Raw genomic sequence first — 12,633 nt, 5'->3', positions numbered from 1 at the left:
GCGCTCGCCGCCCCCCTCTGGGCCCTGGCCGGCACGGCCGCGCTGCTCGGCGCCCTGCTGCTGCCCGGCGTCGCCGGCGGCTGGTACGCGGTCGGCGCCGCCGCCCTGTACGCGCTGTGCGCGGGCCGCGCCCTGGCCGCCGCGCCGCGCCGACCCTTCGACTGGCTGCTGCCGCCCCTCTTCCGGGCCGGCGAGTACCTCACCGTGCTGATCCTCGCCGCCGACGGCGGGGTGAACGGAGCGTTGCCGGCTGCTTTCTGCCTGGTGGCCGCCAGCGCCTACCATCACTACGACACGGTGTACCGCCTCCGCGGTGGCGCCGGGGCGCCCCCGCGCTGGCTGGTCCAGGCCACCGGCGGACACGAGGGGCGCGTCCTGGTGGTCACCGCCGTCGCCGCCCTCTGGGCGGCCGGAGCGGGCCTCACCGCCGCGCTGTCCGTCCTCGCCGGCGGTCTCGCGCTTCTGGTGCTAGGCGAGAGCATCCGCTTCTGGATCTCCTCCCAGGCACCCGCCGTACACGACGAAACAGGAGAACCCGCATGATCGGCCTCGTGCTGGCCGCCGGCGCCGGACGCCGCCTTCGCCCCTACACGGACACCCTGCCCAAGGCGCTGGTGCCGGTCGTCGAGCCCGCCGACGGGAGCGAGCCGAGGACCGTCCTCGACCTGACCCTCGCCAACTTCGCCGAGGTCGGCATCGACGAGGTCGCGATCGTCGTCGGCTACCGCAAGGAGGCCGTGTACCAGCGCAAGGCCGCCCTGGAGAGCCGCTACGGCGTCAAGCTCACCCTGGTCGAGAACGACAAGGCCGAGGAGTGGAACAACGCCTACTCCCTCTGGTGCGCCCGCGACGTCATCAAGCAGGGCGTGATCCTCGCCAATGGCGACACCGTGCACCCCGCCTCCGTCGAGCGGACCCTGCTCGCGGCCCGCGGCCAGGGGCAGAAGATCATCCTCGCGCTGGACACCGGTAAGAAGCTCGCCGACGAGGAGATGAAGGTCGTCGCCGACCCGGCCACCGGCGTGCGCCGCATCACCAAGCTGATGGACCCGGCCGACGCCACCGGCGAGTACATCGGCGTCACCCTCATCGAGCCCGAGGCCGCCGACGAACTGGCCGACGCGCTGCGCACCACCTACGAGCGCGACCCGCAGCTCTACTACGAGGACGGCTACCAGGAGCTCGTCAACCGCGGCTTCCAGGTCGACACCGCCCCGATCGGTGAGGTCAGCTGGGTCGAGATCGACAACCATGACGACCTCGCCAGGGGCAGGGAGATCGCGTGCCGGTACTGACCCGCCTCATCCCGTCCCCCGTCTCGGTCGACATCGCCGCCGGGGCCCTGGACAACCTGGCGGGGCTCCTGGCCGACCAGCGGATCTCCTCATCGGGCCGGCTGGCCGTCGCGATCAGCAACGGCTCGGGCGCCACCCTGCGCCAGCGCCTTGCCCCCGCCCTGCCGGGCGCCGACTGGTACGAGGTGGCCGGCGGCACCATCGACGCCGCCGTCCAGCTCGCCGACGCCATGCGGTCCGGGCACTACGACGCCGTCGTCGGACTCGGCGGCGGCAAGATCATCGACGTCGCCAAGTACGCCGCGGCCCGCGTCGGGCTGCCCATGGTCGCCGTGGCCACCAACCTGTCGCACGACGGCATCTGCTCCCCGGTCTCCATCCTGGACAACGACGCCGGGCGCGGCTCCTACGGGGTGCCCACCCCCATCGCGCTCGTGGTCGATCTGGACGTGATCCGCCAGGCGCCGGCACGTTTCGTCAGCTCGGGCATCGGCGACGTCGTCTCCAACCTCTCGGCCATCGCCGACTGGGAGCTCTCGCACCGCGAGACCGGCGAGCAGATCGACGGCCTGGCCGCCGCCATGGCGAGGCAGGCCGGCGAGGCCGTGCTCCGCCACCCGGGCGACTGTGAGGACGACGCCTTCCTCACGGTGCTCGCCGAGGCGCTCGTGCTCTCCGGCATCGCCATGTCCATCGCCGGACACACCAGGCCGTCCTCCGGCGCCTGCCACGAGATCTCGCACGCGCTGGACATCCTCCACCCCAAGCGCGCGGCGTTGCACGGCGAGCAGGTCGGCCTCGGCGCGGCCTTCGCGATGTACCTGCGCGGGGAGCGCGATCACTGCCGGCTGATCGTCGACGTGCTACGACGCCACCACCTGCCGGTCCTGCCGGGCGACATCGGCTTCAGCACCGAGGAGTTCGTGACCGCCGTGGCCTTCGCGCCCCAGACCAGGCCAGGGCGTTACACCATCCTCGAGCACCTCGACCTGACCACCGACGAGATCAGGGACGCGTACGCGGACTATGTCAAAGCCATCAGTAGCTGAACTCCGGCCGGTCGTGCACCCGGCCGGGGTCAAGGACCGGCGCAGCGGAGAGCACTGGGCCGGCCGCCTCTACATGCGGGAGATCTCGCTGCGCTGGACCAGGCACCTGGTCAACTCGCGGATCACCCCCAACCAGCTCACCTACCTGATGGTGGTGGCCGGCGTCGCCGCCGGGGCCGTGCTGCTGGTGCCCGGGCTCGCCGGCGCCCTGCTCGCGGCCCTGCTGATCCAGCTCTACCTGCTGCTCGACTGCGTCGACGGCGAGGTCGCCAGGTGGCGCGCCCAGACCTCGGTCACCGGCGTCTACCTCGACCGGATCGGCCACTACCTGGCCGAGGCCGCGCTGCTGGTCGGCTTCGGCGTGCGGGCCGCCGACGTCCTCGCCCAGGAGGGGGCCGCGCCCAACTGGCTCTGGGCCTTCCTCGGCACCGTCGCCGCGCTCGGCGCCATCCTGATCAAGGCCGAGACCGACCTGGTCGACGTCGCCAGGACCCGCAGCGGTCTCGCCGCCGTCAAGGACGAGGCCGCCGTGCCCCGCTCGTCCGGCATGGCCCTCGCCCGCCGGGCCGCCGCCGCACTCAAGTTCCACCGGCTGGTCGGCGGCGTCGAGGCCTCGCTGCTGATCCTGCTCGTCGGGGTCCTGGACCTGGTCCGCGGCGACCTGTTCTTCACCCGGTTCGGCGTGGCCCTGCTGGCCGCGATAGCGGTGCTCCAGACCCTGCTGCACCTGGTGTCCATCCTCGCCTCCAGCAGACTGCGGTGACGGAGGTGGCCGCGGCGCCGCCGAGGCTCGGCGCGGTCGTCCTGACCATGGGCGACCGCCCCAAGGAGCTGCGGGCGCTGCTCGACTCGGTCGCCGCGCAGCACGGCGACCCCATCGAGATCGTCGTCGTCGGCAACGGCGCCGCGCTCCCCGACCTCCCCGAGGCGGTCCGGGGTATAGAGCTGCCGGAGAACCTGGGCATCCCCGGCGGGCGCAACGTCGGCATCGAGGCCTTCGGCTCCGGCGGCCGGGACGTCGACGTGCTGCTCTTCCTCGACGACGACGGCCATCTGCCTGACCCCCACACCGCCGAGTTGGTCAGGGCCGCCTTCGCCGCCGACCGGCGCCTCGGCATCGTCAGCTTCCGTATCGCCGACCCGGTCACCGGCGCCACCCAGCGGCGGCACGTGCCCAGGCTGCGCGCCTCGGACCCGGAGCGCTCCTCCCGGGTGACCACCTTCCTCGGCGGCGCCAACGCGGTGCGCACCCAGGTGTTCCAGGAGGTGGGCGGCCTGCCGGCGGACTTCTTCTACGCCCACGAGGAGACCGACCTGGCCTGGCGCGCGCTGGACGCGGGCTGGCGGATCGAGTACCGGGCGGACCTGGTGCTGCACCACCCGACCACCGCCCCCTCGCGGCACGCGGTCTACCACCGCATGGTCGCCAGGAACCGGGTCTGGCTGGCCAGGCGCAACCTGCCGCTCCCGCTGATCCCGGTCTACCTGCTGGTCTGGCTGCTGCTCACGGTGGCCAGAACCCGCTCGCTGCCGGCGCTCCGCGCCTGGTTCCGGGGTTTCGTGGAGGGCTGGCGTACGCCGTGTGGTCGCCGTAGGCCCATGCGTTGGCGTACGGTGTGGCGCCTGACACGTCTCGGCCGACCTCCCGTCATCTGACAAGCTCGGATCTGAGACCATCCAGGAGCCGCGGCTCCGCGGCGCCATCCGCCTGCTGCCCTGCGAGGACGAGAGTTTTCAAGGTGAGTGAGACCACGCGCACCAGCGCACCCCCACATGATGTGACACTGGCCGAGCTCGCGGCCCGTCATGGTCTGTCCGTCAGTGGTGCCCGGCCCTCGTTGCCCCAGTACGTACGGCAGTTGTGGGGACGCCGACACTTCATCGTCGCCTTCTCCCAGGCGAAGTTGATGGCCCAGTACAGTCAGGCGAAACTCGGCCAACTTTGGCAGGTGTTCACGCCACTCCTGAACGCCTTCGTTTACTTCCTGATCTTCGGCCTCGTGATGGGCGGCCGGGACCCCATGGAGAACGACGAGTACATCCCGTTCCTGGTCACCGGCATCTTCGTCTTCACCTTCACCCAGGCCTCGGTGATCTCCGGGGTCAAGTCGATCTCCGGCAACCTGGGCCTGGTGCGGGCCCTCCACTTCCCCCGGGCCTCGCTGCCGATCTCCTTCTCCCTCCAGCAGCTGCAGCAACTGCTCTACTCGATGATCGTGCTGGCCGTCGTCATGATCGGCTTCCAGCACTTCCCTCGCTTCTCCTGGGTCCTGGTCGTCCCCGTGCTGGCCCTCCAGCTGGTCTTCAACACCGGGCTGGCCATGATCTTCGCCAGGATGGGGAGCAACATCCCCGACCTGGCCCAGCTCATGCCGTTCATCCTGCGCACCTGGATGTACGGGTCCGGCGTGATCTTCCCGCTGCGCTTCAAGCTCGAGGGGACGAACGCGCCGGACTGGCTGATCGACGTGCTGGAGGCCAACCCGGCCCTCGTCTTCATCGACCTCATGCGCTACGCCCTGATGGACGGGGCCTACGCCGACGGCATCCCCCAGGTGACCTGGGTCTACGCTGTCGCATGGGCGGCCGTCATAGGAATCGGCGGCTTCGTGTACTTCTGGAAGGCGGAGGAGCAGTACGGCCGTGGCTGAATCGAACATCCCCGCATCCAACACTCCCGCCCGCGTGACGGACGACGGTCGCGTGCCGACCGTCATCGCGGATGACCTGCACATCGTCTACCGGGTCTACGGCCACGGTGCCAAGGGCAACGCCACCGCCGCGCTCCGCCGGATCATCCGGCGCGAGCCGCGGGCCCGGGTCCGCGAGGTGCACGCGGTGCGCGGCGTCAGCTTCGTCGCCTACCGGGGCGAGGCGATCGGCCTCATCGGCACCAACGGCTCGGGCAAGTCGACCCTGCTGCGCGCCATCGCGGGCCTGCTGCCGGCCGAGCGCGGCCGGGTCTACACGGACGGCCAGCCCTCGCTGCTCGGCGTCAACGCGGCCCTGATGAACGACCTCACCGGCGAGCGGAACGTGATACTCGGCGGCCTGGCCATGGGCATGTCGCGCGAGCAGATCAGGTCCCGGTACGCGGGCATCGTGGACTTCTCGGGCATCAACGACAAGGGTGACTTCATAAGCCTGCCCATGCGGACCTACTCCTCCGGCATGCAGGCCAGGCTGCGGTTCTCCATCGCCGCCGCCAAGGACCACGACGTGCTGATGATCGACGAGGCCCTGGCCACCGGCGACAAGAAGTTCCAGCGCCGCTCCGAGGAGCGGGTGCGCGAGCTGCGCGCCGAGGCCGGCACCGTCTTCCTGGTCAGCCACAACAACAAGTCCATCCGCAACACCTGCGACCGGGTGCTGTGGCTCGAGAAGGGCGAGTTGATCATGGATGGCCCGACCGACCAGGTGCTCAAGGCCTACGAGGAGGAGACCGGCAAGTAGCCGGCCACGCCGGTCCGGGCCGCGCCGCGCGCCCGGACCGGCCTCCTTCGCCAAGCACCACCGGCACAAGGTAGAAAATACAGGGATGAGCAGCTTGGCGACGGCGGGCTCGGGCACCGACGCGGTGCTCGCGAAGTCGGCACACGAGAACTTCCCGGTGGCCCCCAGGTTCCTGCCGCGTGCCTGGCGGGACGACCTGATGGCCCTCTACGGCTACGCCCGGCTCGTCGACGACATCGGGGACGGCGACCTGCCCCCCGGCGGTGCCGATGCCCTGCTGCTCGGCCTGCCGCCCGACCTCGCCGACGACCGCCCGGCCATGCTCGACGCGCTGGAGGCCGACCTCGAGCGCGCCTTCGCCACCGCCCGGCACGGCCAGGGCGGCGGGCCACCCCGCCACCCGCTGGTCGCCCGCCTCGTGCCCACCGTCGAGCGCGCCGGGCTCGACCCCGAGCCGTTCCGCGCCCTGATCGAGGCCAACCGCGTCGACCAGCACACCCACCGCTACACCACCTTCGAAGAGCTGCTCGGCTACTGTGAGCTCTCGGCCAACCCGGTGGGGAGGATGGTGCTCGGCGTCACCGGCACCGCCACGCCGGAGCGGGTCCGCCGCTCCGACGCCATCTGCACCGCGCTCCAGCTGATCGAGCACCTGCAGGACGTCGCCGAGGACCTGGCCCGCGGGCGGATCTACCTGCCGGCCGACGCCATGGCCCGTTTCCACGTCACCGAGGCCGACCTCGCGGCGCCAAGCGCCAACGCGTCCGTCCGCACCCTCGTCGCCCATCTCACCGATCGGGCACGTAGGCTGCTCGACGAGGGCGCGCCCCTGGTGGGCAGTGTCCGCGGGCGACTGCGGCTGGTGCTCGCCGGATTCATCGGCGGCGGCAGGGCGGCCGCCCGGGCCATCGCCGACGCCGGGTACGACGTGCTGGCCGGGCCGCCCAAGGCGAGCAAGGGCCGCCTGCTGTACGCGGCGGGAACCACACTCAGAAGGGGCGCGTGAGCTCAACCTCGTGACCAACAGCCCGACCAGCCAGAACCCGTCGCCCGCCGTCGTCGCCGCCTACCAGTACTGCGAGGCGGTCGCGGGCCAGCACGCCAGGAACTTCAAGTACGGCGCCCGTCTCGTGCCGGCGGCCAAGCGGCAGGCGCTCTGCGCCATCTACGCCTTCGCCCGCCGGGTCGACGACATCGGGGACGGCGGCCTCGCCCCCGACGTCAAGGAGATCAGGCTCGCCGAGGCCCGCGCCCTGCTCGACCGGGTGCGGTCGGGCGGTGTTCCCGAGGACGACGTGGACCCGGTGGCCGTCGCCCTCGCCCACGCGAGCGGCGCCTACCCGATCCCGCTCGGCGGTCTCGACGAACTGATCGACGGCGTCCTGATGGACGTGCGGGGCCGCCAGTACGGCACCTGGGACGAGCTGCGCTCCTACTGCCGCTGCGTCGCCGGCGCCATCGGCCGGCTTACCCTCGGCGTCTTCGGCACGGTGCCGGGCGCGCGCCACGCCGAGCGCGCCGACGAGTACGCCGACACGCTGGGTCTCGCGCTCCAACTCACCAACATCCTGCGCGACATCCGCGAGGACGCCGAGAACGGCCGCACCTACCTGCCGGCCGAGGACCTCAAGAAGTTCGGATTTGCCGACCATGAGCGCTTTGGCTTCGCCGACCAAGGGCCCTTCGGCCTAGTGGACAACGACGAGGGGGCGGCGAAGCTCGTGCCGCCCGCCGCCGGCGGCGACTTCGTCGGCCTGGTCCGCTTCGAGGTGGCCCGCGCCCGCGAGTTGTTCGCCGAGGGCTTCCGGCTGCTGCCCATGCTCGACCGCCGCTCCGGCGCCTGCGTCGCCGCCATGGCCGGCACCTACCACCGGCTGCTCCACCGCATCGACGAGGACCCGTGCGCGGTGCTGCGCGGCCGCGTCGGCCTGCCCGCCGCCCAGAAGGTGCTGGTGGCCGTGCGCGGCCTCTCGGGGCTCGAGGCGCGCCGGGCCGCCGGGCGGGCCCACCCGTGAGCGCCAGGCCGAGCGGGCACACCGTGGTCGTCGGCGGTGGCCTGGCCGGCACCACCGCCGCCCTCGCCCTGGCCGACCGCGGCCGGCGGGTCACCCTGCTCGAAACTCGCCCCAGGCTCGGCGGTCTCGCCTTCTCCTTCCGCCGAGACAGCGCCGTGGGGCCACTCACCGTGGACAACGGCCAGCACGTCTACCTGCGTTGCTGCACCGCTTACCGGGGCTTCCTCGACCGCGTCGGCGGCACCGCGCTCGCCCCACTGCAACCGCGCCTCGACGTCCCCGTGCTCGACGCCGAGCGCCGTCGCCTCGGCCGCATCCGCCGCGCCGCCCTGCCGGTGCCGCTCCACCTGGCCGGCACCCTCGCCCGCTACCCGCACCTGCCCCCGGCCCAGCGGGCCGCCGTGGTCCGCGCCGTCGCCGCGCTGCGCCGCCTCGACCCGGCCGATCCGGCCCTTGACGACCAGGACTTCGGCAGCTGGCTGCGCCGGCACGGCCAGCGCGACCGGGGGATCGAGGCCGTCTGGGACCTGATCGGCGTCGCGGCCCTCAACGCCAGGGCCGAGGACATCTCGCTCGGCCTCGCCGCCATGGTCTTCCGCACCGGGCTGCTCTCCGGCCCCGGCGCCGCTGACATCGGCGTCCCCCGGGTGCCGCTCGGCCACCTGCACGACACCCTCGCCCGCGCCGCCCTCGACCGGGCCGGGGCCAGCGTGCGCACAGACACCAAGGTCCGCCGGCTGCGGCCCGCGCCCGGCGGCTGGCGGGTCACCGTCGACAGCCGGCAGCGCGGCCAAGGGCCGGGCCCCGAGGAGCTCACCGCCGACTCGGTCGTGCTCGCCGTGCCCCAGGAGGCCGCGCACCGCCTGCTGCCCGACGGCGCCCTCGCCGACCCGGGGCGGCTGCTGCGCATCGGCGACGCGCCGATCCTCAACATCCACGTGATCTACGACCGGCCGGTGCTGCGCCGACCGTTCTTCGCGGCGCTCGGCAGCCCGGTCCAGTGGGTGTTCGACCGCACCGGTCCCGCCGGGCTCGCCGAGCGGCCCGGACACCGCGACCAGTACCTGGCGCTGTCCCAGTCCGCCGCCCGCGACGAGATCCAGCTGCCGACCGACGTGCTGCGCAAGCGCTACCTGCCCGAGCTCGCCCGGCTCCTGCCGTCGGTCGCCGGCGCCCGGGTCCGCGACTTCTTCGTCACCCGGGAGCGCGCCGCGACCTTCGCCCCGGTGCCCGGCGTGGGCCGGCTGCGCCCCGGCCCGGTGACCAGGGCGCCAGGGCTCTACCTGGCCGGCGCTTGGACCGCCACCGGCTGGCCGGCGACCATGGAGGGCGCGGTGCGCAGCGGCCTGGCCGCCGCGCGGGCGGTGCGGATATGACCGGCGCCGCCCCCGCCACGCAGACCCCGCCACGCAGAAGATCCAGACTTCTCAAGACTTCCCAAGGAGAGCTCGTGAACCCGGCAGAACCCCACGGCCATGGTGCCGCCCTGGCACTGATGGAGCGCGGGCGGGCACTGGCCGCTCCCGCGCTGCGCACCGCCGTCGACCGGCTTGCCCCGCCCATGGACACCGTCGCCGCCTACCACTTCGGATGGATCGACGCGCACGGCAGGCCCACCGACGCCGACAGCGGCAAGGCCGTGCGGCCCGCCCTCGCCCTGCTCTCCGCGGAGGCCGCGGGCGCCCCCGCCGAGGTCGGCGTCCCCGGCGCCGTCGCCGTGGAGTTGGTGCACAACTTCTCGCTGCTGCACGACGACCTCATGGACGGCGACGAGCAGCGGCGGCACCGGGACACCGTCTGGAAGGTGCACGGGCCCGCCCAGGCGATCCTGGTCGGCGACGCGCTGTTCGCGCTGGCCATCGAGGTCATCCTGGAGGGCGGCACCGAGCACGCCGCGCGCGCCGCCCGGCGCCTCGCCGCGGCCAGCCGCAAGCTCGTGGACGGCCAGGCGCAGGACATCGCGTTCGAGCACCGCGAGCGGGTCAGCGTCGCCGAGTGCCTGGAGATGGAGGGCAACAAGACCGGGGCGCTGCTCGCCTGCGCCGCCGGCATCGGCGCCGTGATCGGCGGCGCCGACGACGCGCTCGCCGACACCTTGCAGACCTACGGTCACCACCTCGGGCTCGCCTTCCAGGCCGTCGACGACCTCCTCGGCATCTGGGGCGACCCCGCCACCACCGGCAAGCTGACCTGGAGCGACCTGCGGCAGCGCAAGAAGTCGCTGCCCGTGGTGGCCGCGCTGGCCGCCCAGGGGCCGGCCGCCGAGCGGCTCACGGCGTTGCTGACGGCCGACGCCAAGAAGAGCCAGGAGGAGTTCGAGGACTTCGACGAGGCCGAGTTCGCCACCAGGGCCGCGCTGATCGAGGAGGCCGGCGGGCGGTCCTGGACGGAGGAGGAGGCCAGGCGCCAGCACCACACGGCCCTCGCCGCGCTCGACGGCATCGCCATGCCGGCCGGCGTTCGCGACCAACTGGCCGCGCTGGCCGACTTCGTGGTGGTCCGCCGCAAGTAGCGGCGGCTCAGGCTGCCGTCAGCAGGCGCTCGCGGAGCAGGTCGCGGTCGACCTCGGTCACGCCAAGACCGGCCGCGAGGTACTCGTCGACGCCGCCCCAGCTCGCGTCGATCTGCTCGAAGGCGGCCTCCAGGTACTCGGCGCGGGCGTCGAACAGCGGTGCGAGCAGCCCCTCGACCTCGGCGACCTCGGCCGGTGGCAGGGGGCGGCCGCCCGGCCGTCGCAGCCGGTAACGCCGGTGCGGGGCGTTCGACTTCAGATAGTCGGCGACGATCGCCGGCCGCTCCACGCCCACGGCGAGCAGCACCAGCGCCACCGTGAGCCCGGCCCGGTCCTTGCCGGCGGCGCAGTGCAGCAGCGCGGGGGTGCTGCCGGCGGCCAGCTCGCGCAGCACCCGGCCATGCTCGGCGGTGCGGCCGAGCACCATCTGCCGGTAGGAGGCGATCATCAGCCCGGGCGCCTGCCGGCCGGTCAGCTCGGCGCGCAGCTCGGCCAGGCTGCCGTCGCGCACCAGCGCCCAGAACGCGGCGCCCTCGGCCGGATCGTTGAGCGGGATGTTGACCAGGCGCACGCCGGGCAGCGGCACGTCGTGGCCGTCGAGGTCCTGATCGGCCGAGTTGCGGAAGTCGAAGACCGTGTGCAGGCCGAGCGCGCCGAGGAACGCCTGGTCGGCGGCCGTCGCGTGGGCCAGGTGGCCGCTGCGGAAGAGCACCCCGTGCCGCACCCGCCGCCCGTCCACCGTCGGTAGTCCGCCCACGTCCCGGAAGTTGACGACTCCGCTGAGCACCGGTTCGGCGGACTGCTGCGCCACGGACCCTCCCTCGGGCGGACGGAATGTCCCTAGACCTTACGACATGGCGATCCGATGAAACACTGATCCCGGTCGATAACCGGTCATTGCCGTCCGTTCGTCGAACCGGTGTCAAGTCGGGCGCCGCCGAAGTCACTCGTTGGAAGCTGGCGAGGGGTGGCGATTCCTCGAACCGTGCCTCTCCGCGGCGTCGTTGACGCATAGCGTTGCCCTGCGCACGATGAACCGCCCGATAAGGACACCTATGCCCGAACAGCTACGCCACGGGGCACACCCAGCCCGCCACAGCAGGCTGGCCGTCCCGGGACCGAGCCGCACCGAGCCGGGAACCAGACGCCGGCTGCTGAGTCTCGCCCTCCTTCCCGCCGCGCTCGTCGCCGTCATCGCGGTGGCCGTGGTCGGCTACCTGCTGAGCGGCCCCCGGCGGGCGCCCGGCGGGGGAGTCACCCTCACCGGCGTGCTCGTCGGGGCCGGCGTGCTGGCCCTGGCCGTGGCCGCGAGCGCCGCCGTGGCCGCGGTCTGCGAGGCCGGCGCCCTGTTCGCCAGGCTCACCCTGCTACGGCGGCAGGCCACCCGGGTCCGGGTCGAACTCCAGGCGCTGCTGCGGAAGGTGGAGCGCGGTGAGCGGCTCAAACCGCCGGACGGGCCGCCGCCGGCCGAGCCCGATGAGGCGCCGCTCGACCAGCTGCGGCACGAGATCGCCACCGCCGGCTACGCCGCCGAGGCCGCGGTGGCCCAGGCCGCTACGGCCGGCCTCGCGGGCGGCGCCGACGAACGGGTCGAGGTCTTCGTCAACCTGGCGAGACGCATGCAGTCCTTCGTCCACCGGCAGCTGGAGTACCTCGACGAACTGGAGAACGACGTCGAGGACCCCGACCTGCTCAAGTGCCTGTTCCAGATCGACCACCTGGCCACCAGGATCCGCCGGCATGCCGAGAACCTCGCGGTGCTCGGCGGCGCCATCTCCCGGCGCCAGTGGAGCCGCCCGGTCGCCATGTCCGAGGTGCTGCGCTCCTGCATGGCCGAGGTCGAGCACTACGCGCGGATCCGGCTCGTGCCGCCCATCGAGGGCACCGTGCGCGGTCACGCCGTCGCCGACGTCGTCCACCTGCTCGCCGAACTCGTGGAGAACGCCACCGAGTTCTCCGCCCCCCAGACCCAGGTGCTGCTGCGCGTGCAGCGGGTGACCGCCGGCCTGGTCATCGAGGTGGAGGACCGCGGCCTCGGCATGACCGCGACCGAGCAGAACCGGATGAACTCGGTGCTCTCCGGGGCCGAGCGGCTCGACGTCGCCCAACTGCTCGAGGACGGCCGGGTGGGCCTCTTCGTGGTCTCCACGCTGGCCAGGCGGCACGACGTGGTGGTCCAGCTGCAGAGCAACATCTACGGCGGCGTGCAGGCCGTCGTGGTACTGCCCCACGAGCTGCTCGGCGACGAGTCGGAGGGCGTCTACGTGCCGGCCGCCCGACCGACCGCGGTGCCGCCCCGCCCCCCGCAC

General features: G+C 72.9%; 13 protein-coding genes. 12 read left to right on the top strand and 1 reads right to left on the bottom strand.

The window, feature by feature from the left end:
- The 11 genes from E1265_RS23765 to E1265_RS23715 form a co-directional block, all read left to right on the top strand.
- On the top strand, positions 1-543 hold a 543-nt coding region (locus E1265_RS23765; RefSeq protein ID WP_243741058.1), incomplete at its 5' end, for a DUF5941 domain-containing protein.
- The gene (locus E1265_RS23760) at positions 540-1,295 is read left to right on the top strand and encodes a phosphocholine cytidylyltransferase family protein (RefSeq protein WP_132933034.1); all 756 of its coding nucleotides are present in this window, start codon (positions 540-542) and stop codon (positions 1,293-1,295) included. The genes E1265_RS23765 and E1265_RS23760, both read left to right, overlap by 4 nt.
- Positions 1,283-2,344 (top strand): iron-containing alcohol dehydrogenase family protein, encoded by a 1,062-nt coding sequence (locus E1265_RS23755; protein WP_132933033.1) that lies wholly within the window; start codon positions 1,283-1,285, stop codon positions 2,342-2,344. Before E1265_RS23760 ends, E1265_RS23755 begins: the two co-directional genes overlap by 13 nt.
- Complete coding sequence (locus tag E1265_RS23750) at positions 2,322-3,107, top strand: CDP-alcohol phosphatidyltransferase family protein (RefSeq protein ID WP_132933032.1); 786 nt, start codon at positions 2,322-2,324, stop codon at positions 3,105-3,107. Before E1265_RS23755 ends, E1265_RS23750 begins: the two co-directional genes overlap by 23 nt.
- Before the next feature lie 47 nt (positions 3,108-3,154).
- Entirely contained in the window at positions 3,155-4,000 is an 846-nt protein-coding gene (locus tag E1265_RS23745) for a glycosyltransferase (RefSeq protein ID WP_243741060.1), read from the top strand.
- Positions 4,001-4,083: 83 nt separating this feature from the next.
- Positions 4,084-4,995: an ABC transporter permease gene (locus tag E1265_RS23740; RefSeq protein ID WP_132933030.1), complete on the top strand. Its 912-nt coding sequence runs from the start codon at positions 4,084-4,086 to the stop codon at positions 4,993-4,995.
- Complete coding sequence (locus tag E1265_RS23735) at positions 4,988-5,797, top strand: ABC transporter ATP-binding protein (RefSeq protein WP_132933029.1); 810 nt, start codon at positions 4,988-4,990, stop codon at positions 5,795-5,797. The genes E1265_RS23740 and E1265_RS23735 overlap by 8 nt, the downstream gene beginning before the upstream one ends.
- An 85-nt stretch (positions 5,798-5,882) precedes the next feature.
- Positions 5,883-6,803: a squalene synthase HpnC gene (hpnC, locus tag E1265_RS23730; RefSeq protein WP_132933028.1), complete on the top strand. Its 921-nt coding sequence runs from the start codon at positions 5,883-5,885 to the stop codon at positions 6,801-6,803.
- 10 nt (positions 6,804-6,813) lie between these two features.
- The gene (locus tag E1265_RS23725) at positions 6,814-7,812 is read left to right on the top strand and encodes a squalene/phytoene synthase family protein (RefSeq protein ID WP_132933027.1); all 999 of its coding nucleotides are present in this window, start codon (positions 6,814-6,816) and stop codon (positions 7,810-7,812) included.
- The gene (gene hpnE, locus E1265_RS23720; protein WP_243741057.1) at positions 7,809-9,188 is read left to right on the top strand and encodes a hydroxysqualene dehydroxylase HpnE; all 1,380 of its coding nucleotides are present in this window, start codon (positions 7,809-7,811) and stop codon (positions 9,186-9,188) included. Before E1265_RS23725 ends, hpnE begins: the two co-directional genes overlap by 4 nt.
- A gap of 119 nt (positions 9,189-9,307) precedes the next feature.
- On the top strand, positions 9,308-10,324 hold the full coding sequence (locus E1265_RS23715) for a polyprenyl synthetase family protein (protein ID WP_243741059.1): 1,017 nt from the start codon (positions 9,308-9,310) through the stop codon (positions 10,322-10,324).
- Between the two features lie 7 nt (positions 10,325-10,331).
- Here the strand turns inward: E1265_RS23715 and E1265_RS23710 are convergent, their stop codons facing one another.
- Positions 10,332-11,135, bottom strand: a complete 804-nt coding sequence (locus tag E1265_RS23710) for a tyrosine-protein phosphatase (protein WP_132933025.1) — start codon at positions 11,133-11,135, stop codon at positions 10,332-10,334.
- 244 nt (positions 11,136-11,379) lie between these two features.
- Here E1265_RS23710 and E1265_RS23705 point away from each other — a divergent pair.
- Positions 11,380-12,633, top strand: a 1,254-nt coding sequence (locus E1265_RS23705; RefSeq protein WP_132933024.1) for an ATP-binding protein, incomplete at its 3' end; no start/stop codon positions are given.

The organism is Streptomyces sp. 8K308 (assembly GCF_004348315.1).
GTDB lineage: Bacteria > Actinomycetota > Actinomycetes > Streptomycetales > Streptomycetaceae > Streptomyces.
The sequence above is the reverse complement of the archived record's forward strand: the minus strand, read 5'-3'. Positions and strand labels throughout refer to the sequence as shown.